Origin of the sequence: Croceibacterium mercuriale (assembly GCF_000802385.1) — a bacterium.
In the GTDB taxonomy this organism is placed as follows: Bacteria; Pseudomonadota; Alphaproteobacteria; order Sphingomonadales; family Sphingomonadaceae; genus Croceibacterium; species Croceibacterium mercuriale.
Genome location: NZ_JTDN01000001.1, coordinates 90,899 through 117,362, shown reverse-complemented (window position 1 = coordinate 117,362; position 26,464 = coordinate 90,899). Strand labels below are relative to the sequence as shown.

General features: G+C 69.0%; 29 protein-coding genes. 12 read left to right on the top strand and 17 right to left on the bottom strand.

Annotated elements, in window-relative coordinates; translation table 11 throughout:
- Positions 1–17 precede the first annotated feature (17 nt).
- Positions 18–1,451 carry an amidase gene (locus PK98_RS00565; protein ID WP_235425340.1) on the bottom strand — a complete coding sequence of 478 codons (1,434 nt, stop codon included), beginning with the start codon at positions 1,449–1,451 and terminating at the stop codon, positions 18–20.
- Positions 1,452–1,601: 150 nt separating this feature from the next.
- Here PK98_RS00565 and PK98_RS00560 point away from each other — a divergent pair, with 150 nt between their 5' ends.
- From PK98_RS00560 to clpX, 3 genes are all read left to right on the top strand, one after another.
- A complete protein-coding gene (locus PK98_RS00560) occupies positions 1,602–2,294 on the top strand; it encodes an ATP-dependent Clp protease proteolytic subunit (RefSeq protein WP_039093536.1) in 693 nt (230 codons plus the stop codon).
- A gap of 46 nt (positions 2,295–2,340) precedes the next feature.
- A complete protein-coding gene (locus tag PK98_RS00555) occupies positions 2,341–3,267 on the top strand; it encodes an acyltransferase family protein (protein WP_039093535.1) in 927 nt (308 codons plus the stop codon).
- Between the two features lie 191 nt (positions 3,268–3,458).
- Positions 3,459–4,727, top strand: a complete 1,269-nt coding sequence (clpX, locus tag PK98_RS00550) for an ATP-dependent Clp protease ATP-binding subunit ClpX (protein ID WP_039093534.1) — start codon at positions 3,459–3,461, stop codon at positions 4,725–4,727.
- Positions 4,728–4,966: 239 nt separating this feature from the next.
- Here the strand turns inward: clpX and PK98_RS00545 are convergent, their stop codons facing one another.
- The 12 genes from PK98_RS00545 to PK98_RS00490 form a co-directional block, all read right to left on the bottom strand.
- On the bottom strand, positions 4,967–5,890 hold the full coding sequence (locus tag PK98_RS00545) for a cation diffusion facilitator family transporter (RefSeq protein ID WP_039093533.1): 924 nt from the start codon (positions 5,888–5,890) through the stop codon (positions 4,967–4,969).
- 4 nt (positions 5,891–5,894) lie between these two features.
- Positions 5,895–6,566 carry a monofunctional biosynthetic peptidoglycan transglycosylase gene (gene mtgA, locus PK98_RS00540; RefSeq protein ID WP_039093532.1) on the bottom strand — a complete coding sequence of 224 codons (672 nt, stop codon included), beginning with the start codon at positions 6,564–6,566 and terminating at the stop codon, positions 5,895–5,897.
- Positions 6,567–6,638: 72 nt separating this feature from the next.
- A complete protein-coding gene (gene tatC, locus PK98_RS00535) occupies positions 6,639–7,463 on the bottom strand; it encodes a twin-arginine translocase subunit TatC (protein WP_039093531.1) in 825 nt (274 codons plus the stop codon).
- Positions 7,460–7,900, bottom strand: coding sequence for a Sec-independent protein translocase protein TatB (gene tatB / locus PK98_RS15825; RefSeq protein WP_052207812.1), 441 nt, complete (start codon positions 7,898–7,900; stop codon positions 7,460–7,462). The genes tatC and tatB overlap by 4 nt, the downstream gene beginning before the upstream one ends.
- A 27-nt stretch (positions 7,901–7,927) precedes the next feature.
- Positions 7,928–8,185, bottom strand: coding sequence for a twin-arginine translocase TatA/TatE family subunit (tatA, locus tag PK98_RS00525; protein WP_039093530.1), 258 nt, complete (start codon positions 8,183–8,185; stop codon positions 7,928–7,930).
- A 31-nt stretch (positions 8,186–8,216) separates the two neighbouring features.
- Positions 8,217–8,813, bottom strand: a complete 597-nt coding sequence (gene scpB / locus PK98_RS00520) for an SMC-Scp complex subunit ScpB (RefSeq protein ID WP_039093529.1) — start codon at positions 8,811–8,813, stop codon at positions 8,217–8,219.
- 7 nt (positions 8,814–8,820) lie between these two features.
- Positions 8,821–9,588, bottom strand: coding sequence for a segregation and condensation protein A (locus tag PK98_RS00515; RefSeq protein ID WP_039093528.1), 768 nt, complete (start codon positions 9,586–9,588; stop codon positions 8,821–8,823).
- Positions 9,585–10,595 (bottom strand): beta-N-acetylhexosaminidase, encoded by a 1,011-nt coding sequence (gene nagZ / locus PK98_RS00510; protein WP_039096039.1) that lies wholly within the window; start codon positions 10,593–10,595, stop codon positions 9,585–9,587. Before nagZ ends, PK98_RS00515 begins: the two co-directional genes overlap by 4 nt.
- Positions 10,592–11,137 (bottom strand): cytochrome b, encoded by a 546-nt coding sequence (locus PK98_RS00505; RefSeq protein WP_039093527.1) that lies wholly within the window; start codon positions 11,135–11,137, stop codon positions 10,592–10,594. The genes nagZ and PK98_RS00505 overlap by 4 nt, the downstream gene beginning before the upstream one ends.
- Before the next feature lie 13 nt (positions 11,138–11,150).
- Complete coding sequence (locus tag PK98_RS00500) at positions 11,151–11,762, bottom strand: SPOR domain-containing protein (RefSeq protein ID WP_052207810.1); 612 nt, start codon at positions 11,760–11,762, stop codon at positions 11,151–11,153.
- Between the two features lie 5 nt (positions 11,763–11,767).
- A complete protein-coding gene (gene argS / locus PK98_RS00495; protein ID WP_039093526.1) occupies positions 11,768–13,510 on the bottom strand; it encodes an arginine--tRNA ligase in 1,743 nt (580 codons plus the stop codon).
- A gap of 83 nt (positions 13,511–13,593) precedes the next feature.
- Positions 13,594–14,244 carry a hypothetical protein gene (locus PK98_RS00490; protein ID WP_039093525.1) on the bottom strand — a complete coding sequence of 217 codons (651 nt, stop codon included), beginning with the start codon at positions 14,242–14,244 and terminating at the stop codon, positions 13,594–13,596.
- Between the two features lie 78 nt (positions 14,245–14,322).
- Here PK98_RS00490 and ispH point away from each other — a divergent pair, with 78 nt between their 5' ends.
- The 3 genes from ispH to rnhA are packed head-to-tail and all read left to right on the top strand — an operon-like array spanning position 14,323 to position 16,710.
- Positions 14,323–15,300 (top strand): 4-hydroxy-3-methylbut-2-enyl diphosphate reductase, encoded by a 978-nt coding sequence (gene ispH / locus PK98_RS00485; protein ID WP_039093523.1) that lies wholly within the window; start codon positions 14,323–14,325, stop codon positions 15,298–15,300.
- Between the two features lie 19 nt (positions 15,301–15,319).
- Complete coding sequence (gene thrB, locus PK98_RS00480) at positions 15,320–16,270, top strand: homoserine kinase (protein WP_039093522.1); 951 nt, start codon at positions 15,320–15,322, stop codon at positions 16,268–16,270.
- Entirely contained in the window at positions 16,267–16,710 is a 444-nt protein-coding gene (gene rnhA / locus PK98_RS00475) for a ribonuclease HI (protein ID WP_039093521.1), read from the top strand. The genes thrB and rnhA overlap by 4 nt, the downstream gene beginning before the upstream one ends.
- Here the strand turns inward: rnhA and PK98_RS17305 are convergent.
- The 4 genes from PK98_RS17305 to PK98_RS16580 are packed head-to-tail and all read right to left on the bottom strand — an operon-like array spanning position 16,707 to position 20,366.
- Entirely contained in the window at positions 16,707–17,735 is a 1,029-nt protein-coding gene (locus tag PK98_RS17305) for an OmpA family protein (RefSeq protein WP_052207807.1), read from the bottom strand. The two genes, rnhA and PK98_RS17305, sit on opposite strands and share 4 nt — an antisense overlap.
- Complete coding sequence (locus tag PK98_RS15815; protein ID WP_152608490.1) at positions 17,732–18,271, bottom strand: hypothetical protein; 540 nt, start codon at positions 18,269–18,271, stop codon at positions 17,732–17,734. The genes PK98_RS17305 and PK98_RS15815 overlap by 4 nt, the downstream gene beginning before the upstream one ends.
- Positions 18,271–19,398, bottom strand: a complete 1,128-nt coding sequence (locus PK98_RS00460; RefSeq protein ID WP_152608583.1) for an NAD(P)/FAD-dependent oxidoreductase — start codon at positions 19,396–19,398, stop codon at positions 18,271–18,273. The genes PK98_RS15815 and PK98_RS00460 overlap by 1 nt, the downstream gene beginning before the upstream one ends.
- 2 nt (positions 19,399–19,400) lie before the next feature.
- Positions 19,401–20,366 (bottom strand): alpha/beta fold hydrolase, encoded by a 966-nt coding sequence (locus PK98_RS16580; protein WP_039093519.1) that lies wholly within the window; start codon positions 20,364–20,366, stop codon positions 19,401–19,403.
- A gap of 50 nt (positions 20,367–20,416) precedes the next feature.
- Between PK98_RS16580 and PK98_RS00450 the strand changes: the two genes are divergently transcribed.
- The 6 genes from PK98_RS00450 to PK98_RS00425 all read left to right on the top strand — a co-directional run bounded on the left by PK98_RS00450 (position 20,417) and on the right by PK98_RS00425 (position 26,455).
- Positions 20,417–20,863, top strand: a complete 447-nt coding sequence (locus PK98_RS00450; protein ID WP_039093518.1) for a prepilin peptidase — start codon at positions 20,417–20,419, stop codon at positions 20,861–20,863.
- Between the two features lie 88 nt (positions 20,864–20,951).
- Complete coding sequence (gene cpaB / locus PK98_RS00445) at positions 20,952–21,950, top strand: Flp pilus assembly protein CpaB (RefSeq protein WP_039093517.1); 999 nt, start codon at positions 20,952–20,954, stop codon at positions 21,948–21,950.
- A gap of 53 nt (positions 21,951–22,003) precedes the next feature.
- On the top strand, positions 22,004–23,479 hold the full coding sequence (locus PK98_RS00440; protein WP_081996120.1) for a type II and III secretion system protein family protein: 1,476 nt from the start codon (positions 22,004–22,006) through the stop codon (positions 23,477–23,479).
- A 44-nt stretch (positions 23,480–23,523) separates the two neighbouring features.
- Complete coding sequence (locus PK98_RS00435) at positions 23,524–24,192, top strand: CpaD family pilus assembly protein (protein WP_039093516.1); 669 nt, start codon at positions 23,524–23,526, stop codon at positions 24,190–24,192.
- The gene (locus tag PK98_RS00430) at positions 24,189–25,484 is read left to right on the top strand and encodes an AAA family ATPase (protein WP_039093515.1); all 1,296 of its coding nucleotides are present in this window, start codon (positions 24,189–24,191) and stop codon (positions 25,482–25,484) included. The genes PK98_RS00435 and PK98_RS00430 overlap by 4 nt, the downstream gene beginning before the upstream one ends.
- Positions 25,484–26,455 (top strand): type II secretion system F family protein, encoded by a 972-nt coding sequence (locus PK98_RS00425; protein ID WP_039093514.1) that lies wholly within the window; start codon positions 25,484–25,486, stop codon positions 26,453–26,455. The genes PK98_RS00430 and PK98_RS00425 overlap by 1 nt, the downstream gene beginning before the upstream one ends.
- Positions 26,456–26,464 lie beyond the last annotated feature (9 nt).

The window sequence follows — 26,464 nt, the reverse complement described above, 5'->3', positions numbered from 1 at the left end:
CGAAACCTGTCCGCCGCCTAGTCGGCCTGCCAGGGCCTGAAGCCCGGCTCCGCCAGCACAGCTGTCCGCGCGCGTTCATACGCCGCCCCGGCGCGCAGCACGGCGGCATCCGACCAGCGCGCGCCGATGATCGACAGCCCGACCGGCAGCCGCTCCACCGCACCCATCGGCACGCTGAGATGCGGGTACCCCGCCACAGCGGCCAGCGACCCGGCGCCGATCGATCCGTCGTAATTGTCGCCATTGACCAGATCGGTGGCCCAGGCGGGGCCGCTCGTGGGCGCAACCAGCACCTGCACGCCATGCGCCGACAGAAGACGGTCGATCCCCTCCGGTCCGGCCAGCCGCAACGCATTGGCGCGCGCCCGCTCATAGCCGGCGCGGTCGGTCGCCACCTCGGCCTGCTCGAAGGTCTCCTGCCCGAACCAGCGCAATTCCTCCGCGCCATGTGCGCGGTTGAAGGCAATGACATCCGCCAGACTGCGGGCCGGAATGGCTGCAGGCGAGCCGGCCAGGTAAATGCCCAGATCCTCGCGCAGTTCGAACAGCAGCGTGGCAAACTCGTCCCGGCCCAGCTCCTCTGGCGGGCTCCAGTCGATCTCCACGATGCGGGCCCCGGCGCGGGCAAGATCGGCCAGCGCGGCATCGAACAAGGCCGCGACCGCGGGATTGTTGCCCACTGCCGGCCGCAGCACGCCGACGCCGACCCCGGCCAGACTGGCATCGGCAAGGCCGTCGGTGAAGTCGGCCTTTCGCGCATCCGCCTCCATCGTGGCCGGATCAGCCGGATCGCTGCCGGCAATGGCGGTCAGCAGCAGCGCCGCATCGGCCACGCTGCGGGTCATCGGCCCGGCGGTGTCCTGGCTGTGGCTGATCGGCACCACATGGGTCCGGCTGACGAGGCCCAGCGTGGGCTTGAAGCCGACGATGCCGTTCACGCTGGCCGGGCAGGTGATCGAACCGTCAGTCTCTGTCCCGATCGCACCCCAGGCGAGGCCTGCCGCCACCGCCGCCCCGCTCCCGCTGGAGGAGCCGCAGCTGTTGCGGTCGGTGGCATGGGGGTTCTTCACCAGCCCGCCGGTCGCGCTCCACCCGCTGGTCGCCCGGGGGGAGCGGATGTTGGCCCATTCGGACAGGTTGGTCTTGCCCAGCACCACACCGCCTGCACCCCGCAGCCGGGCGATCAGCGGCGCGTCACGCCCGGTGCGGTTGCCCGCCAGCGCCAGCGATCCCGCAGTGGTCGGCCATTCGCGCGTCTCGATATTGTCCTTCACCAGCACGGTCCGCCCGCCCAGCGGCAGCGCGGCCGCAGCACGCGCGTGGGCCGGTGCATCCGAATTGGTGACGATCACCGCATCGAGCCGCGGTCCGGCATCGTCGATCGCGGCGATGCGGCGCAGATAGGTCGCGCATCGCCCGCCGGATCGGCCAGCACCGGCTTGGCGGAACACAGCAACAGGGCGGCGAGCATGGCGGTGCGGGTCATGCGACCAGCTTGCCACACATGGCGTGGCAGGCAAGCATGCCGCCAGCTGCAAAGCCACTTGAACCGGCGGCAGGCAGGGGCGACATAGGCGCCCTGTTTGACGGAAGGGTTTGCAATGATCGACGTGTTTGGCGACGCCTATGGTACACAGGGACAGTTCCGGCAGGATCCGGTGACCGGTGCCCTGGTGCCGGTGGTCGTGGAAAGCACCAGCCGGGGCGAGCGCAGCTTCGACATTTTCAGCCGCCTGCTGCGCGAACGCATCGTGTTCGTGACCGGCCAGGTGGAGGACAACATGGCCTCGCTGATCGTCGCCCAGCTGCTGTTCCTGGAAAGCGAGAACAGCCAGGACATCTCGATGTACATCAACTCGCCCGGCGGCGTGGTGACGGCCGGCATGGCGATCCATGACACGATGCAGTACATCAAGCCGAAGGTGCGGACCGTGTGCGTCGGCCAGGCGGCAAGCATGGGCAGCTTCCTGCTGGCCGCGGGCGAGCCAGGCATGCGCGTGGCGTTGCCCAATGCCCGCATCATGATTCACCAGCCCAGCGGCGGTGCCCGCGGCATGGCGTCCGACATCGAGATCCAGGCGCGGGAAATCCTGCGGATCCGCAAGCGGATGAACGATCTTTACGTGCAGTATACCGGCAAGACGCTGGACGAGATCGAGCGGGCGATGGACCGCGACACCTTCCTGGAGGCGGACGAGGCGCTGGCCTTCGGCCTGGTCGACAAGGTGTTCGCGCACCGGCCGAAGGACCAGGAAGCAGGCAAGGAAAGCGGCACGGGCGGCGCGCCAGAGTAGGGGCTTCCCGGTTTACCTGCTGCACATCGTGCGTTAGACGCGAGATGTGCAGCAGCGGGAACATTGGAAGGAACTGGACGGCCTGCGCGGGGTCCTTGCGCTTGGCGTCGTACTGTTCCACTTCGGTTTCAACTCGTTCACCGCGCGGCACGGCTGGGCCGGAGTTCAGTTTCCGCTGGCCGTGGATGTATTTTTTCTGTTGAGCGGGTTCGTCCTCGCCTATTCGGCGCGCAATGGCATTGATCCTGGTCGGTTTCTTTACCGACGGTTCTGGCGGCTCTCACCGGTCTTCTATATCACTCTGCTCATGGCAGTGCTCGTATCGAGCGACGAGCCCCACCCGTTAGAGGCGCTGGCTGCCGTGCCTTGGTTGGGGCAGACGCCCATCAACAGCCCGTCGTGGAGCGTATCCTGGGAGTTCTATCTTCCGGTCATCGCGGTGCTTTCCGGCGTCAGGATCCCGCAGAAAGCCGTCCGCCCGCTGCTGGTCCTTTCCCTGGTCGGGCTGGGATTGGCGGACATATGGGTTGAGACGCTCTGGGTGTATCCTCTGCGCGCCCTGTTTGGTCTGTCGGGCGGGTACCTGCTTTACCGTTCCGGTTTCGACCTAAAGGTGCCCATGCTCCTGCCGGTAGGTCTGCTTGGCTTGTCGATGACTGCCGCGCAGTACGCCCCGGTCGTGGCGTTTACCGCCCCATTCTTCGCGTGCGCGAGCATTCTGGCCGGTCGTCATAGCAACACGGCCCTCTCCACCCCGCCGATCCAGTTGCTAGGAACACTTTCCTACACGCTTTATCTTGCCCACATGCCTGTCTTCATGCTGATGGAGCAAGTCGCGAATGTCGATCAGAATCCCCTCGCGAAGGTGGTCGCGCTTGTCATCTCACTGGCGGTTGCGGGCATCCTCACGGTGTGCGTCGAACGCCCGCTCATGCGGGGTTTTCGCAGGCTTCCGGCCGCTTCCGCACCTTGAGCGGGTGGGCGATGGTCGGGTAAAGATGACCTGGCGCATAAGCGCTGCTACGGCCGCTTGGCATTCGGTAGGACTAACCCCAACTCCCGGTTAGGCGACCAGCTCGGGCAACTCGCGATTGATCTTGTCCTTGCCCTGCCTACATTACCCACGAGTTTTCCCGGCCCCTTGCCGGGCCATCGGACGAGAGTATGACCAAATTGAGCGGATCGGACAGCAAGAGCACCCTTTACTGCAGCTTCTGCGGCAAGAGCCAGCACGAGGTTCGCAAGCTGATTGCCGGCCCCACCGTGTTCATCTGCGATGAATGCGTCGAGCTGTGCAACGACATCATCCGGGAAGAAGCCAAGGGCGGCATCGCCGGACGCAAGGACGGCGAAGTCACCTCCCCGCGCGAGATCTGCGACACCCTGAACGATTATGTGATCGGACAGGAGAAGGCGAAGCGCGTGCTCTCCGTCGCGGTGCACAATCACTACAAGCGGCTGAAGCATTCGGGCAAGTCGGGCGATGTCGAGCTGGCGAAGTCGAACATCCTGCTGATCGGCCCCACCGGTTCGGGCAAGACGCTGCTGGCGCAGACGCTGGCACGCACCTTCGACGTGCCCTTCACCATGGCCGATGCCACCACGCTGACGGAGGCCGGCTATGTCGGCGAGGATGTGGAGAACATCATCCTGAAGCTGCTGCAGGCCAGCGACTACAATGTCGAAAAGGCACAGCAGGGCATCGTCTACATCGACGAGATCGACAAGATCACGCGCAAGGCGGAGAACCCGTCCATTACGCGCGACGTCAGCGGTGAAGGCGTGCAGCAGGCGCTGCTGAAGCTGATGGAAGGCACCACGGCCAGCGTGCCGCCGCAGGGCGGGCGCAAGCATCCGCAGCAGGAATTCCTGCAGGTGGACACGACCAACATCCTGTTCATCTGCGGTGGCGCCTTTGCCGGCTTGGAAAAGATCATCGGCGATCGCCTGCAGAAGCGTTCGATCGGCTTCGGCGCGCATGTCGCTGATCCCGAACAGCGCAAGATCGGCGAGATGCTGATGCAGACGGAGCCCGAGGATCTGCTGCGGTTCGGCCTGATTCCCGAATTCGTCGGCCGCCTGCCGGTGATCGCCACCCTGCACGACCTGGACGTGCCGGCGCTGGTCATGATCCTGAAGGAGCCCAAGAACGCGCTGGCCAAGCAGTATGCCAAGCTGTTCGAGCTGGAAGACGTGAAGCTGACCTTCACGGACGAGGCGCTGGAGGCGATCGCCAAGAAGGCGATCAAGCGCAAGACCGGCGCCCGCGGCCTGCGCTCCATCGTCGAGGCGATCCTGCTCGACACGATGTTCGACCTGCCCGGCATGGACGATGTGACCGAGGTGGTCGTCGATCACGAGGTGGTCGAGGGCCGCAAGGAACCTGTCCGGGTGGTCAGCAGCGAAGGCAAGCAGCAGGAAGCTGCCGCCTGATCAGGTGAATTGAGCCCGGGCGGCACTGCACGTGCCGCCCGGCGCACAATTTTGTTAACCGCGTATGTTCACGCGGCTTCAGCGCTTCGCCGACCACCATGCTCCTGCCATTTTGCAGGAGCCGTCCGTTGCGTATCTTCCGGGTTTTTCCAGTTCTTGCCTGTGCTCTCGCTCTGGCTGCTGCCCCCGCGGGCGCGGCCATCTGGAGCAGCATGATGGGGCCGCTTTCGCCCGGCTGATCAGACGTGTCCGTCTTCCAGTACGCAGGGGTGCCCGCTTCCCCGCTCCACCTGCACCGTGGTGTGACCAATGCCGAAGCGATGCTCCAGCCGGTGGGCCAGATCGTGCAGGAAGCCGTCATCACTGCCGCATGGCATCACCAGATGCACGCTCAGGGCGGTCTCGGTGGTGCTCATCGGCCAGATATGCAGATCGTGCACCTGCGTGACGCCGGGCAACCCGGCCAGGTAGCCGCGCACCGCGGTCTCGTCGATCGATGGCGGAACGGCGAGCAGGCCCATCCGCAGGCTGTCCCTCAACAGCCCCCAGGTGCCCCAGCCGATCGCGGCCACGATCACCAGGCTGGTCAGAGGATCGACCCACCACGCGCCGGTCAGCAGGATGGCCACGCCGGCGATCACCACGCCCAGGCTGACCAGCGCATCGGCCGCCATGTGCAGGAACGCGCCGCGGATGTTGAGGTCGTGACCGCCCCCTGCGAACAGCAGCGCCGTCGCCCCGTTCACGACGATACCGATCCCGGCGACCACGATCATGGTCCAGCCGGCCACCGGTGCGGGATCGGCCAGCCGCTGCACCGTTTCGAACAGGATCGCACCCAGCGCCACCAGCAGCAGCCCGGCATTGGCGAGCGCCGCCAGGATCGAGCTGGACTTGTAGCCCCAGGTGAAGCGCGCATTGGCGGGTCTGGCGCTGGCCACGCTGGCAGCCCAGGCCACGGCGAGGCTGAGCACATCGGACAGGTTGTGCCCGGCATCGGCGACCAGCGCCATCGAGCCCGACCAGAAGCCGAAGCCCGCTTCCACCACCACGAACAGCGTGTTCAGCACCACGCCGATGGCGAAGGCCCGGCCATAGCTGGCGGGCTGATGCCCGTGCCCATGGCCGTGGGTATGCCCGTGATGATGGTGGTGCGCGCCCATTGCGCTAGCCGTAGATGCAGCTGTCGAGCCGGTCACGGCGGACAATGCCAAGCCGCGCCCGGATGCTGTTGCCGTAGCGGCGGGTAAACCCGGTCGGGCTGACCACTGCGCGTTCCTTGGGCAACGGCAGCACCGCCGCCATGCGCGCCGCCTCGCTGGCGGACAGGCGCGCGGCGGAATGGTGGTAGTAGCGTTCGGCCCCGGCAGCCACGCCATAGGTGCCGATGCCAGTTTCCGCCACGTTGAGATACACCTCCATGATCCTGCGCTTGCCCCACAGCTGCTCGATCAGCACGGTGAACCAGGCCTCCAGCCCCTTGCGGAAGTAGCCGCCGCCCTGCCACAGGAACACGTTCTTGGCGGTCTGCTGACTGATGGTGGAACCGCCGCGCAACCGCTCTCCCGCCATGTTGCGGCGGAAGGCCTGCTCGATCGCTTCCCGGTCGAAACCGTCATGGGTGCAGAACTTGGCGTCCTCCCCGGCAATCACCGCGCCCACCATCGTGCGGTCTATGCGGCTGAGCGGTTCCCAGTCCTTGGTGATGCCGTTGTCATCCATCAGCATGGTCAGGGTGACCGGCACCGGCACGAAGCGGAACACGATCACAGCCGCCAGGCTGAGGCCGATGAAGCCGAGGCCCAGCCAGACAAGCGCGCGCAGGATCGATCCGAACATGGTCAGATGTGCTAGCGCCTGCCGGCCGAACCCGCAAAGGGGTTACGGGTCCTGCCCGGCCCGTTCGGCGCTTTATTCCGCCGGGGCCTCGTCCAGCACGGCCTCGGCCTCGCGCGCGGCGCGTTCGGCGGCGTCGCGCTTTTCGTAGATCTTCATCAGCACCATGGTGGCCTCGAACAGGATCCACAGCGGGATGGCCAGCATCAGCTGGCTGACCACGTCAGGCGGCGTGATGACGGCGGCGACGATGGTGATGCCCACGATGATGTAGCGGCGGGAGGTCACCAGCTGCGAGCGCGTGACCAGGCCGGCCCGGTTCAGCAGCATCAGCAGGACCGGCAGCAGGAAGCTGATGCCGAAGGCGAGGATGAAGCGCATCACCAGGTCGAGGTAGTCGCCCATCGCCGGCAGCGCTTCCTGCTGCAGGCCGGAGGTGACCCCCTGGAAGCCCAGGAACCAGCGGAATGCCGTCGGCATGACCACGAAATAGGCCAGCGACGCCCCCATCGCGAACAGCACCGGCGTCGCGATCAGGAACGGCAGAAACGCCTTCTTCTCCTTCGCATACAGGCCCGGCGCGATGAAGGCCCACAGCTGGTTGGCGATGATCGGGAAGCTGACGAAGAAGGCGGCAAACAGACCGACCTTGATCTCCACGAAGAACGCCTCGTACAGCTTGGTATAGACCAGCCGCCCTTCCCCGTCCGGGAAGGCGTAGGCCAGCGGCCGCACCAGCAGGGCGAAGATGTCCTCCGCGAAATACATGCACACGGCGAACGAGACTGCCAGCGCCATGATCGCGCGCAGGAGGCGGGAGCGCAGTTCGATCAGATGATCGAGCAGCGGCGCCTGCGTGTCGTCGATATCCGCAAGGCTGAAGGGCTTCAGCGGCTTCATGCCCGCGGTTCCTCGGCCAGGGCCGGCGAGTGTGCCGGTTCAGCCGTCGCCGGAGCCGGGACCGGAGGCGGCGCGATCACGGCCGGCTCCGCAGGCGCGGGCGGCGCTTCGGCAGGATCGCTCATGATCGGTTCGGCCTGGACCGGCGGGGCCGCAGGCGCGGTCGCGTCAGGCAAGGCGGCCGTCTCGGCTGTGGCGCCGCCAGCCTGCGCCTGCATGATCTTCTCGTTCTGATCGCGCCATTTCTTTTCCATTTCGGCCATCTCCGATTCGCGGATCATGGCATCGAGCCCGGCGCGGAAATGGTTGGACAGGCGACGCATCTGGCCGATCCACTTGCCCGCAGTGCGCAATGCGAGCGGCAGGTCCTTGGGGCCGATCACGACCACCGCAACGACCACGATCAGCAATAGTTCGGTGGCACCGATGTCCAGCACGCTTCAACCTCTCCGATCGGCCGCGGGTCAGACCGGGGTCTTGTCGACGGGCTGCGCGTCGATCACGGCATCGTCCGAGGTGGCGGTGCGGGTGACCGGCACCGGTCCTTCGATGCGCTGCGGCGCCGCAGGCGGGTCGGTCCGCGCGTCCTCCTCGTTCAGGCCCTGCTTGAAGCTTTTTACACCCTTGCCGAAATCGCCCATCATCTCGCTGATCCGGCCGCGGCCGAACAGCACCAGGATGACGAGCGCGATGATCAGGATCTGGAAGGGTCCGAGGCTCACGATGGCAAAACTCCGTAACGTTTCACCGAGTCTAGGCGCTTTCCCCACCCTTTTCCAGCGCGCCCTGCTCGTCCGCTTCCTCGCCCCGCGCCAGCGCCTCGAACGCCTCGTCGACAGGGTCGAGCAGGCCGGCGGCGCGCAGCTCGTCGATCCCGGGCAGGTCGCGCCGGCTCGCCAGGCCGAAGTGGCTCAGGAAGTCGGCCGTGGTGGCATAGATGACCGGCCGGCCCGGAACGTCGCGCCGCCCGGCCACCCGCACCCAGCCTGCTTCCAGCAGCACATCCAGCGTGCCCTTGGCCGTCTGCACGCCGCGGATCGCCTCGATCTGCGCGCGGCTGACCGGCTCGTGATAGGCGATGATCGCCAGCACCTCGGTCGCTGCGCGGCTCAAACGGCGCGGCTGCTCGCGCGTGCGGCGCAGCAGGTGGGCAAGGTCGGGCGCGGTCTGGAACTGCCACCGCCCGCCGCGCTCCACCAGATGCACGCCGCGCTCCGCATAATCATCGACCAGCGCATGCAGCGCCGGCAGGACGGCGGCGCCGTTCAGCAGGGCGGCAAGCTGGTCGGTGGTCATGGGTGCTTCGGCTGCGAACAGGGCCGCCTCCACAGCGCGGGTCAGGTCGTCCATCGGCAGCTCAGGCCAGGCGGCGCAGATGCAGCGGGCCGAAGGTCACGTCCTGTCGCAGCTGCGCCCGCCCCTGCTTGGCCAGTTCCAGCGCCGCCACGAAGCTGCTGGCGAGGGCGGAGCGGCGCAGGCGCGGCTCGGTCCATTCGCCGTCGCGCGCGGGCAGGAACTCGCGCAGCTCCATCCAGTCGAGCGTGATCCCCAGCATGGCGGAGACCCGGTCCAGCGCCGAGTCGAGCGTCATCACCGGGCGTTCGCGCACCATGTGGACCACCGGCCGGGTGCGCACCTGCACCTGCCCATAAGACGATACCAGCCCGAACCAGTCGCACTGCCAGCGCGTACGCCGGTCCAGCCGCAGCCCCTCGGGCGCGCCGCGGGCGAATACGTCGCGGCCCAGCCGGTCGCGCGCCATCAGCCGGGCGGCGGCGTCGCGCATGGCGTTCAGCCGCTGCAGCCGCAATTGCAGGCGCAGCGCCAGTTCCTCGGGGTCCGGATCGGGCTGTTCCTCGCGCGGCAGCAGCAGCGCGGATTTCAGATAGGCCAGCCACGCCGCCATCACCAGGTAATCGGCCGCCAGTTCCAGCCGCATCCGCTCCGCCTCGATAAAGGCGAGATACTGGTCCACCAGCGCCAGAATGGAGATCTGCCGCAGATCGACCTTCTGCCGACGGGCGAGGTCGAGCAGCAGGTCCAGCGGCCCCTCCCATCCGTCCAGCTCCAGGTGCAGCTTGTCCGCCTCCGCCGCAGGCGGGGAGAACAGGTCCGGTTCGTTCACGCGGCGATCCGCAGCAGCGCATCCCGGCTGGCCAGCAGCGCCCCCCGGTCGAGCGGCTCGGCCGCGTCAGCCACCGCCAGGGCCGCGTCGAGCCGGGCCAGACGCGCATCGTCCATCGCCGGCAGCAGGTTGGCCATGCCGACCATGTCGTCCATCTTCGCCCAGCAGTTCAGCGCCAGGTCGCAGCCGGCCCGGTGCGCGGCAGCTGCGCGCTCCGGCACGGAGCCGGACAACGCCTCCATGTCGAGGTCGTCGCTCAGCAGCAGGCCGGCAAACCCGATCGTCTCGCGGATGATCCTCCCCACCACGAAGGGCGACAGCGTGCCGGGCGCGGCATCGTCCCACGCGGTATAGCGGACATGCGCGGTCATGCCGATGCGGGCACGGGCCGCCAGCGTGCGGAAGGGGGCGAGGTCCAGCGCCAGCGCCTCCGCATCGGCGGTCACGGTGGGCAGTTCCTTGTGGCTGTCGGCCCCCGCCCGGCCGTGGCCCGGCATGTGCTTGATGCAGCCGGCAACTCCGGCAGCGGCCAGCCCGTCCAGCACCGCGCGGCCCAGCGCCGCCACCTGCAGGGGTTCGGTGCCCAGCGCCCGGTCACCGATCACGTCATGCGCGCCGGGCTGGCGCACATCCAGCAGCGGCGAGTAATCGACGTTGATGCCGACCTCCGCCAGATCCAGGCCGAGCAGCGCGCCGTTGCAGCGCGCCGCCTCGATCGCGCTTGACGGGGCGATCTGCCACAGATCGGCAAAGGCCTGCCCGGTGGGGTAAGCGTCCCAGACGGGCGGTTTCATCCGCGCCACGCGGCCGCCTTCCTGGTCGATCGAGATCAGCAGGCGGTCCCGCCCGTGCAGCGCGCGCAGCTCGTCCGTCAGCGCGCGCAGCTGCTCCCGGTCTGCCACGTTGCGGCCGAACAGGATGTAGCCGGCGGGCTGTGCCTCCCGGAAAAAGGCCCGTTCCTCGGCCGACAGGGTCAGGCCGGCAGGACTGAAGATCGCGGGGGTCATCGCCCGCGCCACATGCGGGCCAGCGTGCCATCCCGGCGGACGAGGCCATGCCACAGCGCAAAACCGACATGCCCCACCACCAGCGATGCCAGTACCCAGCCAAGCGTGCCGTGCAGCGCGTTGCCTGCGGCGGTGAACGCCGGGATCTCGGGCGTCCCCTCGGGCATCCACTGGATGCCATACAGCCGCACGCCGCGCCCGCGCCCGGCCGCGCGGAGCAGGGCCAGCGTGGGCACCACCACCATCAGAGCGTACAAGGCCAGATGGCCCATCGTCGCAGCGCGAGCGAGCAGCGGCGAGCCTTCGTGCGGGGGCCGGCGACGATAATTGGCAAGCGCCCAGCTGCCGCGCAGCAGCACCAGCCACCACAGGGTGAAGCCGATCTGGAAATGCAGCGGCCAGACCGTTCTGGCGGCAGCGCTGTCGCCTGCCAGCAGGTGCAGCAGCGCGGTGGTGACCTGCAGCACGAGCAGCAGCGCCATGGCCCAGTGAAACGTCCGGCTGACGATACCGTAGCCTTGCGCGCTGTCCCGGACCTGCATCACCAATCCCCCCTCAACCCTTGACCTGGCAGTCGCCGCCCTCGCGGCGCAGCGCGGCGCAGAAATCATGCGCCTCCGCCACCGATCCGGCGACGACCTGCAGCCACCACACCGTGCCGCTGTCCGCGCGCCCCTCGACCACGCGATGCGAACGGCCTTGCAGCAACTGCAGGCGCTGGACCATCAGCTGCCAGCCCGCCGTTGCCGCCTCCTGCGAGGGATAGGCCCCGATCTGCACCCCTACCAGCCCCGTCGCCGGTGCGGCCGGCCCCGCCGGCCGCTGCTCCGTGATGCGCGCCTCCACCCGGCGGCCTTCCGCCACCTGGAAGCTGGTGTCGCCGGTCCCCTCCACGGTGCGGCCACCACGATCACCGGGCCGGACCTTGTAGGGGCCGGCGGGCGCTTCGATCAGGCTGCCATCCGCCTCGGGTGCAGCCTCCCCCGGTCCCGCCAGCAGCCACCAGCCGGCGATGCCCAGCGCGACCAGCACGACCAGCGTGACCAGGCCGGCCTGGGCCACCCGGGCGGTGTCGAGCCCGGCATCCTCGTCCTCGTCACCATCCAGCCAGGGATGCTGCTCATCCTCCAGCGCCAGCCGCAGCGTGCCGTCCTCGTCGCGCGCCATCGCAGTTACAGCTCCTCAACCGCCTCCACGCCCAGCAGCGCCAGGCCGTTCTTCACAACCTGCCCGATCTGCGTCGCCAGGAACAGCCGTGCCTGCGTCAGTTCGGCATCTTCGGTGATGATGCGCAGGGCATGGTCATCATTGCCCATGTTCCAGAAGGCGTGAAACGCGGCCGCCACCTCGTACAGGTAGAACGCGATCCGGTGCGGTTCGCGCGCCTGCGCGGCGGCTTCCACCTCGCGCGGGAACTGCGCCGCCAGCTTCACCAGCGTCAGCTCCGGCCGGCCCAGCCGCTCCAGCGCCTCCGCCGCCGGGGCCAGGCCCTGTGCCGCCGCCTTGCGCAGGGTGGAGCTGATCCGGGCATTGGCATATTGCACATAGAAGACCGGATTGTCCTTCGACGCCTCCACCACCTTGGCGAAGTCGAATTCCATCTGCGCCTCCGGCTTGCGGGTCAGCATGGTGAAGCGGACCACGTCCTTGCCCACCTCCTCCACCACTTCGGCCAGGGTGATGAAGTTGCCCGAACGCTTGGACATCTTCACCGGCTCGCCGTCGCGCAGCAAGGCAACCATCTGCACCAGCTTGACGTCGAACGGGATCGGGCGTCCCTCGCCTTCCGCCAGCGCCTCCACGGCCGCCTTGATGCGCTTCACCGTGCCGGCATGGTCCGCGCCCCAGATGTCGATCAGCTCGTCCGCGCTGTCCGCCTTCTGCATGTGGTAGGCGAGGTCGGCGCCGAAATAGGTCCAGTTGCCGTCCGACTTGCGGATCGGCCGGTCCTGGTCGTCCCCGAACCGGGTGGAGCGGAACAGGGGCAGCTCGACCGCCTCCCAGTCTTCCAGCAGCTTGCCCTTCGGCGCTTCCAGCACGCCGTCGAACACCAGGTCATGCTTGCGCAGCCATGCCTCGGCGGCGGCCGGCTTGCCGGCCCGCTGCAGCTCCGCCTCGCTGGAGAACACGGCATGGTGGATGCCCAGCAACGCCAGGTCGGCGCGGATCATGTCCATCATCGCCGCGACCGACCGCTCGCGGAACAGGTCGAGCCACTCGTTCTCGGGCGCGGCGGCGTAGCGGGTGCCGAACTCAGCTGCCAAATCTCGCGCAACTGGCACAAGATAATCGCCCGGATACAATCCCTCAGGAATAGCGCCGATACCTTGGCCTAGCGCCTCCAGATAACGCATGTGGACCGACCGGGCCAAGACCTGCACCTGCGCCCCGGCATCGTTGACGTAATATTCGCGCGTGACTTCGTGCCCGCCGAACTCCAGCAGGGCGGCCAGCGCATCGCCCACAACCGCGCCGCGGCAATGGCCCATATGCATGGGGCCGGTGGGATTGGCGGAGACATATTCGATGTTCACCCGCCGCCCGGCACCCTTCGTGCTGCGCCCGTAATCGGCACCGGTGGCAGCGATCGCCTCCAGCTCCGTCACCCAGTTGCGGTCGGCCAGGCGCAGGTTGATGAAGCCCGGCCCGGCGATCTCCGCCCCGGTCAGCAGCGGGTCGCCGGCCAGCTTCTCCACGATCTTTTCTGCCAGCGCGCGGGGATTGGTCTTCGCCTGCTTGGCCAGCACCATCGCGGCATTGGTGGAAAGGTCGCCATGCGCGGGGTCGCGCGGCGGCTCCAGGCTGACATTGGTGCGCGGCGTGCCGGGCGGCAGCGCGCCTTCCATCTCCAGCGCGGCAAGCGCGGCATCGATGCGGGCGGCGAAGGCGGCGTAGAGCGTGGGTGTGTCGGTCATCACCCGCGCCGTTAGCCGGATTTGGCGGGGGCGCAAAGGGAGGCCGGGCGACAGGCCTGAACGAGGCCCGCCACCATGACAGCCTAGCGCGTGGCGTTGTAGGCCAGCTGGTCCTGCGTCAGCTGGAAACCGACCAGCAGCTCGAACGTCGCCTGCGCCACCGCCGCGCGCACTTCCGGCGTGCTCAGCGGGTCGATCGCGGCGGATTCGTCGCCGGCCTTGCGCCGCTGCGTGATCTGCCGGCGAATATCGTCGGGCAGCGTCGCCGCCGTGCGGTTCACGGTGCCGGCGGCCACGCCCTGGCCCTGCGCCCGCGCCTGCCCGTCGGCGAACTGCACCACCACGGTGCCCACCCGCTTCGCCGTGATCGCCGATCCGCCGCGCACCACCGCCGAGTAGTACGGCAGCTCCACCGTGCGCGCACCCTGCGTGTTGCGGCGCTGCGCCACCACGTCGAACGTCGCCTCGGTATAGACCTGGTCCGACGCATCGTTGCAGCGGCTGCGCAGGTTGGTGATGGAGGCGGTCACATCCAGCGCATCGGCCGTGCGGGCCTCGGCCGGGGTGAACAGCGTGATGTTGCCGGTGTGGTCAGGCACGCCCACCGCCGGGCACACCGTGCGCAGGGCGGTGATGCCCACGCCCTGCTCGATCACCAGATCGCCTTCCGACCGGCAGCCCGCCAGCGCGATGGTGGCGGCAGTAGCAGCGAACAGCGCCCGGCGAGCGATCATGCGTGGCAATCCTTCTGGAACAACTTGGCGAGGCCCTAGCCCTTTCCCCTTTGGCCAGCAACCGCTACAGCCCGCCCCATGAACGCTCCCTTTCAGGCCCCCGTGGCTCCGGCTACCGACAAGCTCCCGCTGGAGGTGCTGATCGCCGCCCCGCGCGGTTTCTGTGCCGGGGTCGACCGGGCCATCGAGATCGTCGAGAAGGCGATCGAGCGCTACGGTGCGCCCGTCTATGTCCGGCACGAGATCGTCCACAACAAGTTCGTGGTGGACGGGCTGCGCGCCAAGGGTGCCGTGTTCGTGGAGGAACTGGACGAGGTGCCGCTGGACGCACCGGTCGTCTTCAGCGCCCATGGCGTGCCCAAGAGCGTGCCGGCGGAGGCGCAGGCGCGCAAGATGATCTGGCTGGATGCCACCTGTCCGCTGGTCAGCAAGGTGCACCGGCAGGCCGAACGGCAGGTGAAGGATGGCCGCCACATCATCTTCATCGGCCATCGCGGCCACCCTGAGGTAATCGGCACGCTGGGTCAGGTGCCCGAAGGCGTGATGACGCTGGTGGAGACGGAGGCCGATGTCGCCGCCCTGACCCTGCCGCAGGACCAGCCGCTGTCCTTCCTGACGCAGACCACCCTCTCGGTCGACGATACCGCCCGGGTGGTGGAGGCGCTGAAGGCCAAGTATCCGGCCATCAAGGGCCCGAGGGCGGAGGATATCTGCTACGCCACGTCCAACCGGCAGGCCTCCGTCAAGGAGATCGCGCCCGCCTGCGATCTGGTGCTGGTGATCGGTGCGCCCAATTCGTCCAACTCGGTGCGGCTGGTGGAGGTGTCGGAACGCTGCGGCACGCCGGCCCGGCTGATCCAGCGCGCGCACGAGATCGATCCGGCGTGGCTGGACGGCATCGGCACGATCGGCGTCACCGCCGGCGCCTCCGCGCCCGAACTGCTGGTGCGCGAGGTGGTGGACCAGCTGGCGCAATGGCGCGACATCTCGGAACGGCAGGTCACGATGGCGGAGGAGACGATGATCTTCAAGCTGCCCCGCCAGCTGGCCAGCTGACGACGGACGTCCGACCCACATGGCTGTCTACACCACGCTGGCCGCGCTCGAGCTGGCGACCCTGATCGCGCATTACGATGTCGGCACGCTGGTCAGCGCCAAGGGCATCGCCGAAGGCGTCAGCAATTCCAACTGGCTGATCGAGACGAGCGAGGCCCGCTTCATCCTGACCATGTACGAACAGCGGATGGACGTGGCCGAACTGCCGTTCTTCCTGGGCCTGCTGGACCATCTGGCGGCAAAGGGCAGCCCGGTGCCACGCACCATCCACGACGGGGGCGGCGCGGCGTTCCGCACCGTGGGCGGCAAGGCGGTCGCGCTGATCGAGTTCCTGCCGGGTGTCTCCGTCGACCGGCCGACGCCGGCGCAGGCACGGGCCGTGGGCGCGGCCCTGGCCGGGCTGCACCGGCACGCGGCGGATTTCACGGGGGAGCGAGCCAACAGCCTGGCCCTGCCGCAATGGCGCGAACTGTTCGCCGACTGCGGTGCGGATGGTCTGGCCAGCATCGATCCGGCCCTGCCCGCCACCGTGGCGCAGGAGCTGGCCTTTCTGGAAGCCAGCTGGCCGCATCACCTGCCACGCTCGGTCATCCATGCCGACCTGTTTCCGGACAATGTCCTGCTGCTGGACGACCGGGTCAGCGGGCTGATCGACTTCTACTTCGCCTGCCGCGACCTGACCGCGTACGATCTGGCGGTGACGCACAGCGCGTGGTGCTTCGATCGGGACGGCACGTTCCGCGCTGATATCTCCGCGGCGCTGCTGGCGGGGTACGGTCCGCTCTCGGCGGACGAGGCGGTGGCGCTGCCGGTGCTGGCGCGCGGGGCGGCGATGCGGTTCATGGCGACGCGCGCCTATGACTGGCTCAATACCCCGGCCGATGCGCTGGTCACCCGCAAGGACCCGATGGACTTCGCCCGGCGCCTTGCGTTCTACCAGCAGGCCGGCGCACAGGCGTTCGCGGCATGAAGCAGGTCGAGATCTTCACCGATGGCGCCTGCAAGGGCAATCCCGGTCCTGGCGGCTGGGGCGCGATCCTGCGCATGGGCGACCATGAGAAGGAACTGAGCGGCGGCGAGGCGCAGACCACCAACAACCGCATGGAACTGACCGCCGCGATCCGCGCCCTGACCGCGCTGAAGGAAGCCTGCACGGTGACGCTGCACACCGACAGCAAATATGTGATCGACGGCATCACCAAGTGGATCCACGGCTGGCGCCGCAACAATTGGATCAACTCGCAGAAGAAGCCGGTGCTCAACGCCGATCTGTGGCGCGAACTCGCCACCGCCAGCGACGCGCACAAGGTGACCTGGCAATGGGTCAAGGGCCATGCCGGTCATCCGGAGAACGAGCGGGCAGACCGGCTGGCCTCCGCCGCGGCGGAGGCTGCCGGGCGGAAGCGCTAGGGCGCTGCCGGGGCGCTGCCACCCGCCTGCGGCAGGATGACCTCGACACGGCGGTTGCGCTGCCGGCCAGCCTCGTCATCGCTGCCATCGGCATTGGCGTTCGGCGCCACCGGGCGCAACTCGCCCAGGCCGATCGTGGCCAGCCGCCCGGTCTCCACGCCCTTGCCCGCCAGATAGGTCTTCACCGCGTTGGCCCGCTGTTCGGACAGGCGCTTGTTGTAATCGTCGTCTCCGCGGGCATCGGTGTGCCCTTCGATGGTGATCTGCCCCGCCTGTCCGGCCTTGATCAGCTCCGCCAGGCGATCCAGCGTGGCGGTGGCGCTGCTGCGAATGGTCGCCTTGTCGAAATCGAAGGTGACGTCGCCGGCCAGCGACACGACCGTGCCGCGTTCCGAATCGACCGCGCCCAGTTCGGACTTCAGCTTGTCCACGACATTCAGGCTGCTGGTGGCGCGCGCCGCCTGCCCGAAGCTGGAACCGCCCTCCGTCGCGATGCCCATGGTGGATGCGGGCAGGTTCTGCATGTTCGACAGGGCGGACACCTCCGGCACCGATCCGCCGCGCGAGCCGGTGAGCGGCAGCTCGACCTCGAACCGGGGAGAGTTGCTGTACTTGTTGTCGATGCTGTCGCTGGCGTTGAGCATCAGCGTCGCGGTGCCGGACGAAGGCACGGCGCCGGCAAATACCAGCGCGCCGTCCATGGTCTTGCCCGGTGGCACCGCCAGATCGGCATTGGTCGGGGAAGGCACCAGCAGCAGCTTCTCGCCGCTGTCGGTCACGATGTAGCTGTTCTCGGTCCCGGCATTCAGCTCGACCTCCCGGTCGCGCCCGTTGATCACGCGCACCGACACCAGCGTGCGCTCTCCCGATGATTGCACGGACAGCACCTGCAGCACGGCGCCGTTCGCATGCACCGCCTGCGTGTCGACCGGCGAACCGCCGCCGCCGCCCAGTGCGCCATCGCACCCAGCCAGCATCAGCAGCGCCGCGGCGATCGCAGCGCCGCCCGCAGCACGCGGCGTCACTGCGCGGCGTCCTTCACCGGCAGGTCGACCCGGAAACCGGGCGTGGTGGAATATTGATTATCCGACGTGTGATTCTCGTTCAGGACCAGCACGGCGGCGTTGACCGGTTCCAGACGCCCCAGGAACACCAGCTCGCCTTCGAATGTCTGGCCCGCGGGGATCGACAGGCTGGGATTGCTGGCCGGTGGCGAGAGGTACAGGCGCTCGCCCGTCTCCAGCAGCAGGTAGCTCGTCCGGTTGGAAGGGAACTGGTTCAGATCGACGTCACGGTCGCGACCATTGATGACCCGCAGGCCCACTGCCGTATCGGTCGGTCGGGACTGCAGCGATGTCAGCTGCAGCACCGTCCCGTTCTGATGGGCGACCTGGATATCGAGCGGCCTGGCCGTGCCGTTGTTCCACAGCTTGGCGCTCGATGCCGGCGTGACTCCGGCGCTGGCGGACGCCTGCTCCTGCGGCGCGTCGGCGGATGGCTGGGTGCATGCGGCCAGCCCCAGGGTGGCGAAAGCGACAGTTCGGGATAGCACGTTCGACATCATACCCTCTTGGTTGTGGCGGTGTCTGCGAAACGGTCAGGTGCGTACAACGCATGATCCAGCGTTTCGGTCATCGTGTCCCGCCCGTGCCCGAGCAGCAGCTGTGCGCCCAGGCGGGCGGCGGCGGGCGCGGTCTGGATGCCGAAGCCGCCCTGCCCAGCGAACCAGAAGAAGCCCGGCACCCGCGGATCCCAGCCATAGACCGGCCGGCGATCGGGCGCGAAGCTGCGCAGGCCGGCCCAGCGGCGCTCCACCGCCTGCACCTGCCAGTCGACCACATGCTCCAGCCGGTCGATCGCCAGCGCCACATCCAGTTCCTCGGCCGCTGCGTCGCATGGATCGCTGGGCGTCTCGTCATGCGGGCTCAGCCACAACCGGCCGGATTCGGGCTTGAAGTAGAACCGCCCCGCCAGATCCAGCACCAGCGGCAGCGTGGCGGGCGCGGGCGGATCGGTGCGCAGCTGCGCCACCGTCCGCCGCAGTGGCTGGATGCCGAAGGCGTGCGCGCCGGCCAGGGCAGCGATGCTGTCGGCCCAGGCGCCGGCGGCGTTCACCACCACGCCTGCGTTGATGACGGTGCCATCCTCCGTTACCAGCCGCCAACCTTCGCCGTCACGCTCCATCGCGGCAATGCGGGAGGCCGCGCGCAGCGCCACGCCTCCGTCGCGCGCCAGCGCCAGGTAATGCGCGTGCAAGCCGGCCACGTCGATGTCGGCACAGGCCGGTTCGTGGATGGCCAGGTCCCAGCCGGACCGCAGGCCGGGGATCATGGGGGCGAGGCGGGCGCGATCCAGCACCTCGATCTGCACGCCCGTTCCGGCGAACCGGTCCACGAAGGCGCTCACCTCCGCCTCTGCCCCGGCGCGTGCCACATACAGCGCGCCGCGCGTGGTCAGGAAGCCGCCGTCACGCAGATACGGCCCGGAAGCGAGCGTCAGCGGCACGATCGGCGGACCGCCATAACATTCTTCCCAGAACGCTGCCGAGCGCCCGGTCGTGTGGTAGCCCGGCTGCCGCTCCGCCTCGATCAGCAGCACGCCGGTCCCCGGCCCGGCGAGCGATGCCAGCTCGGCCGCGATGCTGGCGCCGGCCATGCCGGCACCGATCACCGCGATGTCGCAGGTCAGCGTCACGCGGCCGTTACCCGGTCCAGGAAGGTGTCGATTGCCGCCAGCGCCGGCACGCGTATCGCATCCACCTCGCGCAGGAGCTCGTGCCGCGCTGCGAACCAGTGCAGTTCCGCCCACGGCAGGCGGGCCGCAGTGCGGCGGATGGCCCGCGGGCTCACCAGCCGGTCGGCTGGGGTGGCGATGATGCAGCAGGGCGTGGTGACCGCCTCCAGCAGGCCGGCCCGGTCCAGCCGCCGGATGGAGCGTACCGCACCCGCCATCCAGCCCCAGCTGCCCGGTCCCATCGCCAGTTCCGGCCGCGCGCCCCGCCACCACAGCTCGTCGGCATAACGGTCGTCGCAATGGGTCAGCAGGGTCTGGCGCGACAGCACCTTGCCGCCCGGCTTCTCGCTGGCCTTCCATGCCGGGCGGCGCGGATCGCCGACGCGCACCATGGTGGCCGCCAGCGCGCGCTTCAGCATGCCGGGCAGCGCATCGGGGCCGATGTCGAGCATCGGCGCGCTCAGCACCAGTGCGGCGGGTGCCGGGTCGAGCATCCGCTCCGCCAGCGCGCGCAACACCAGATGACCGCCCATGGAATGGCCGGCCAGCACATGCGGGCCGGGATGGCGCGCGGTCCAGTCCCGCCAGAACGCTGCCAGATCGTCCAGCCAGGCTGCGAAATCATCGATATGTCCGGTGGTGGCGTCCAGCCCCAGCCGGCCCGATCCGCCCTGCCCGCGCCACTCGGCCGCGCCGGCCTGCCAGCCCTGACCGCGCCAGTGCTCCAGCGTCTCGAGATATTTCTCGTAGGCGTCGCCACGTCCGCACAGGAACAGCAGCGATCCGCGTGGGGGACCGTCCGGCGGGGTCCAGTCCAGCTGGCGGATCAGATGGCCGTCACCGGCGCGCCAGCGGCTTTCACGGGCGCCATCGGGGATGTGGCGCCGGTCGAACGCCCGCAGCTCGCCGGTGGTGGTTACCATTTCGCAAGCGGTCCCGCGCTAGCTGCGGCAGTGTGACGCCTCATCCGACAATGACCTATGGCCTGCTGGCCCTGTTGGCAATCGCCCTGCTGGCCGCCGCGCTGGGCGACTGGCGCCACCGGCTGATCCGCAACCGGCTGAACGGCGCCATTGCCGCCGGCGCGCCGCTGTTCTGGCTCGCCTGCCACATGGAGCCATGGCCCGGCATCGCGATCCAGCTCGCCCTCGCCTTGCTGGTCCTGGCGGTCTGCGCCGCACTGTTCGCCGCCCGAATGCTGGGCGGCGGAGATGCCAAGCTGCTGGCGGCGCTGGCGCTGTGGGTGCCGCCGGCCGCCTTTGCCGAACTGCTGCTGGTGATGGCACTGGCCGGCGGGCTGCTGGCGGGTGCGATGCTGGTCACCCGTCGGCGCATGGCACCGGGCACACCGGCCAGCGTCCCCTATGGCATCGCCATCGCGGCTGGTGGTTTGTGGGTGCTGCCGGCGCTCTCCGCATGATCCCGCAGCCGGGCCCAACGGGGCATTAACCATTCGCCCCTAACCCTGTCCGGCAGGGCCGCACGGCAAGAAGGGGCATCGGCAGATCATGGACAGGAAGAAGCTGGCATTGCTGGGGGGTGCGATGGTGGTGGCAATGGCCACGGCGCTCGCCGCCCGGTCGATGTTCGCCGGCGCCGCCGCGCCGCAGGCCATCGCGATCGAGGCGCCCGTGCCTGCCGGACCGAAGGTGCTGGTCGCCCGGCGCGGCCTGCCGGTCGGCACGATCATTTCCGCCGACGCGGTCAGCTACCAGCCCTGGCCCTCCGAACTGGTGCAGGACGCCTATTTCGTGGATGGCGAGGCGTCGATCGACAAGCTGCTGGGCACGGTCGTCCGCTACCCCATCACGGCGGGGGAGCCGGTGACGCAGGGTTCGCTGGTGAAGCCGGGCGATCGCGGGTTCCTGGCGGCGGCGCTGGGCGCGGGCATGCGGGCGGTGACGGTCGACGTCTCGGCGCGCACCGGGGTCGCCGGCTTCGTGTTCCCGGGTGACCGGGTGGACATCATCCTGACGCAGTCGGTCACCGGCGAAGGGCAGCCGCTGCGCGCCACGGAGACCATCATGCGCAACGTCCGCGTGCTGGCCACCGACCAGTCGGCCGAAAGCACGACGGAGGAAGGCAAGACGCTGGTGCAGACCTTCCGCACCGTGACGCTGGAAGTGACGCCCCGCATGGCCGAGAAGATCGCGGTGTCCGAACAGATCGGCACGCTCAGCCTGTCGCTGCGCTCGATTGCCGACAGCCAGGGCGAGCTGGACCAGGCGCTGGCCGCCGGCGAGATCGACCTGCCGCCCGGCGCCACCCCGGCGCAGGAAGAGCAGCTGCTGCGCGCCGCCCTTGCCCGGCCGATGGATGTGCGCGGCTCCTTCGTCACCGGCGGCGATGTGTCGCGGTTCCAGCGCAGCACCATGCCGCGCACGGACAGCGCGGTGGCAACGCCGGCGCCGTCGCAACCGGCGGCCAATGTCGTGGCCGTCCCCGCCGGCCCGGCCGTGCGGGTGACCCGCGGCCAGCAATCCAGCCTGGTGCCGGTGGCCCGATGAGCATCCGTCGCCGCCCCACGCGCCCCGCTCCGCCCCATCGCGAGACCACCGCCATGCCCCGCCGCCTCCGCCTCCTGCCCTGCCTGCTGGCCGCCGCTGTCATCGCCCTGCCGCCCGGCACGGCGCAGGCGCAGCACCTGTCCGCCCCGTCGCAGGAGGTGGTGCTGTCCATCGGTCGCGGGCAGCTGGTCACCCTGCCCGCGGCGATGAGCGACATCTTCGTCGCCAACGAGGAGATCGCCGACGTGGAGGTGAAGAGCCGGCGGGAGCTGTACGTCATGGGGCGCGCCGGCGGCGAGACGGTGGTCTATGCCAGCAACGCCCTGGGCGAGACCATCTGGGCCGCCAATGTGCGTGTGGGATCGAACATCGACAGCGTGGACCAGATGCTGACGCTGGCCATGCCGGATGCACGAATTGCCGTCGCCACCATCGGCACCGGCACGCTGCTGCTGACCGGCACCGTCGCCGCGCCGGAGGATGCGGCGGAAGCCGCGCGGCTGGTCCAGGCCTATGCCGGGAAGGACGCCAACGTCATCTCCCGCCTGCGCCTGACGACACCGTTGCAAGTCATGCTGCGCGTGCGCATCGCGGAGGTCAGCCGGACGCTGGTCCGCGCCCTGGGCATCAACGTCGCCAGCCGTGATGCGGGCAGCGGCTTCCAGTTCGGCTTCGGACAGGGCCGCAACTTCTTCGACCAGTTCGGGCCCGATGGCCCCTTGTGGGCGTCTCCGGAGGGGGACAAGACCGGCCCCGGCACCTTGCTGAACAGCGTCAGTCCCGGCACCACGATCACCGGTATGGCCCGGTTCCTGGGCTTGGACCTGCTTGGCGCTCTGGACCTGGCGGAAACGGACGGGCTGGTCACCACGCTGGCGGAACCCAACCTCACCGCCATCTCCGGCGAGACGGGGCAGTTCCTGGCTGGCGGCGAATTCCCCATTCCGCTGAACCAGGGACTGGGCAACACCACGATCGAGTACAAGAATTACGGCGTCAGCTTGGCCTATACCCCCGTGGTCCTGTCCAGCGGACGCATCTCGCTGCGGGTGCGCCCGGAGGTGTCCGAGCTGTCGGCCCAGGGGGCGGTGACGCTGAACGGCTTCCAGATCCCGGCACTGACCGTGCGCCGGGCCGAAACGACGGTGGAGCTGGGTTCCGGCCAGAGCTTCATGATCGCCGGGCTGATCAGCAACGACGCACAGAATACCGTCAACCGCGCCCCGGGGCTGGGCGACCTGCCGATCATCGGCAATCTGTTCCGCTCGCGGGAGTTCCGCAAAGGCGAGACGGAGCTGGTGATCGTGGTCACCCCCTATCTGGTGCGACCGGTGGACGACAGCGCGATCCGCCTGCCGACCGATGGATTGCGGATCCCCGGCCTTGGCGAACAGCTGCTGCATGACAGCGCCACCGCACGCGATGGCGGCGGCGCGCGACCCGGCCCGGTCGCGGCCGAGACGGTCGCCCCGGACGCGACCCCCACCACCGCAGCCGCTCCCGAACCCGGCTTCAGCCTGATCCCGTGACAGCGAGGAACACCATGCCGCCACTCCGCAGACATCTGCCTTCGATGCACCGCCTCCGCTCCTCACGGCAATGGGCCCTGCTCGCCCTGCCGCTCGCCACGGCGCTGACGGCCTGCAGCACCGGCGCGGCCGGGCCGGCCGGCACCAACCGGGGGCTCGATTCGATCCACCAGCCGGTGGTCGAACGCACCACCTATACACTGGACCTGATCGGCGGCGTCACCGGCCTGCCGGCGATGGAACGCCAGCGGCTGGATGCCTGGCTGTCGGCGCTCGAGGCTGGTTCCGGCGACATGCTGGCGGTCGATGGCGCGGTCAGCCCGGCGGCGCTGGCGGACGTCGCCGCGATCACCGGACGGCATGGCCTGCTGGCGGCTCGCGCGGATGTCGCCGTGACCGGCCTGACGCCGCCCGGCATGCTGCGCGTGGCGGTGACCCGGTCCAGCGCGCATGTGCCCGGCTGCCCCGACTGGGCCGATCGCTCCGCCAGCCAGCTCGATAACCGCACGTCCAGCAATTACGGCTGCGGGGTCAACAGCAACATGGCCGCGATGATCGCCGATCCGCAGGACCTGCTGCGCGGGCGCGACGACACCGGGCGGACGCAGGCGATGACGTCCGACGGTGCGATCCGGACCTGGCGGGCGCGCGAGCCCGGCGTCGCCAAGGAACTGCCCCGCTCGGCCACGCTCAGCCGGGGAGGTGACCAGTGAACGCACCCTGGAAACCGCCGACCGGCCGCGATGCCTTCGCCGCCTTCGTGTGCGACGATCCCACGTTGGACCGGATCCGTGCGGCCGCAATCGGGCTGGGCTTCGCGCCGGAGAAATGCGTCCGCGGCGGCCTGCGCAGCGCGATCCAGGCGCTGGCCGTCAGCACCAGTCCGGCGATCCTGCTGGTCGACCTGTCCGACTGCATCGACCCGCTGAACGAGATCCAGGGTCTCGCCGAAGTGTGCGAGCCCGGCACGGTGGTGATCGCGCTGGGCCAGACCAATGATGTGCGGCTGTACCGCACGCTGCTGGCCAGCGGGCTGCACGATTACCTGCTGAAGCCGGTCATGACCGACCAGCTGACGGAGGCGCTGGCCGGTGCCCGCGCCGCCCTTGCCGCCCCGCGGGCCAGTGCATCGGACGGGGAACGGCCCCATGCCGCGATCGCGGTGATTGGCACCCGCGGGGGCGTGGGCGCCTCCACCCTTGCCGCCTCCATCGCCTGGAGCTGCAGCACGGCCGACGCGGCCAGCACCGCCCTGCTGGATCTGGACGTGCATTTCGGCACCGCCGCGCTCGCCTTCGACCTGGAGCCGGGCCGCGGACTGGCCGACGCGATCGACAATCCCGGGCGGATCGACGGGCTGTTCATCGAACGGGCGATGTCGCGCGCCAATCCCAACCTGGCGATCCTGTCGTCGGAGGCACCGCTCGCCACCACGCTCGCCACGGATGGCACCGCCTTCGTGCAGCTGCTGGCGGAGTTCCGCACTAGCTTTGCGCGCACGGTGATCGACCTGCCACGCGGGGTGATGATCAACTTCCCGCAGGTGCTCGCCAATGTCGGGACGATCATCCTGGTGACGGAACTGACGCTGGCCGGCGCGCGCGACAGCATCCGGATGCTGGCCTGGCTGCGCGCCCATGCGCCGGGCGCACAGACGCTGGTGGTCGCCAACCGCACCGGGCCGGGCACGGGCGAGATCGGCCGGTCGGAGTTCGAGACCACGATCGAAGGCAAGATCGCGCATCTGGTGCCGCTGGATGCCAAGGGGGCAGCGACCGCCGCCAAGCAGGGGCAATGTCTGGCCGAAGCCGCCAGGGGCAGCAAGACAGGCGCCGCGCTGAAGGCCCTGCAGGCCGCGATCAACGCAAGCTGCGCGGACGGTGACGCCGATGGCGCGCTGGTGCTGCGCGACCCGGCGGATGCGGCCGGCGGGGGCAAGGCCCGGTTCGACCTGAAGGCGCTGCTGGCCCGCGGGCGCTCGGGCGCGAAGGTGGCGGCGTCCTGATGGACCCGGTCGACCTGCTGCTGACAGGCGGAATGGTGGCGGGTGCCATCATCCTGGGCGCGCTGCTGCTGACGGGCGGCACGTCCGGCAAGCAGACGCAGCGCCGGCTGGAGGCGATGCGCCTGCGCCATGGCGACAGCGCGCAGATGCGCGTGGAATCGCAGCTGAAGAAGGCGATCGCCGCCCGCCAGCCGAAGGCTGCCGGTGCCGACGGCATCCAGGGACGGATCGCGGCCCTGGCCCTGCGGCTGGAACGCAGCGGCACGGGCTGGAGCCTGCGCGGCTATGGCCGGGCCTGCGGTACCATCGGGCTGGTGGTGGCCGCCCTTGCGTGGTTGCAGACCGGCGCGCTGCTGCTGGCGCTGGTGCTGGGCCTCGCCGTGGGTATCGGCCTGCCGCACATGGTGCTCGGATCCATGATCAGGCGCCGGCTGAACGGCTTCAACGCCCGCTTTCCCGATGCGCTGGAACTGCTGGTCCGCGGCCTGCGCTCCGGCCTGCCGGTCGGCGAGACGCTGAACGTCATCGCGAACGAGATCCCCGGCCCGGTCGGCCGCGAGTTCCGCACCGTGGTGGACGGGATCCGTATCGGCCGCTCCATGGAAGAATCGCTGCAGACGGTGGCCGACCGGCTGGCCACCGCGGAGTTCCAGTTCTTCGTCATCACCATCGCCATCCAGCGGGAAACCGGCGGCAATCTGGCGGAAACGCTGTCCAACCTGGCCGACGTGCTGCGCAAGCGCGGGCAGATGAAGCTGAAGATCCGGGCCATGAGCTCCGAGTCCAAGGCGTCCGCCTATATCGTCGGCGCACTGCCCTTTGCGGTCGCCGGCATGATCACCGTCGTCAATCCCGGCTACATCGAACCGTTCATGACCGACCAGCGGCTGACGGTGATCGGCCTGGGCGCGATGGTGTGGATGGGGATTGGCGTGTTCGTCATGGCCAAGATGGTCAGCTTCGAGATCTGACGGGGAAAG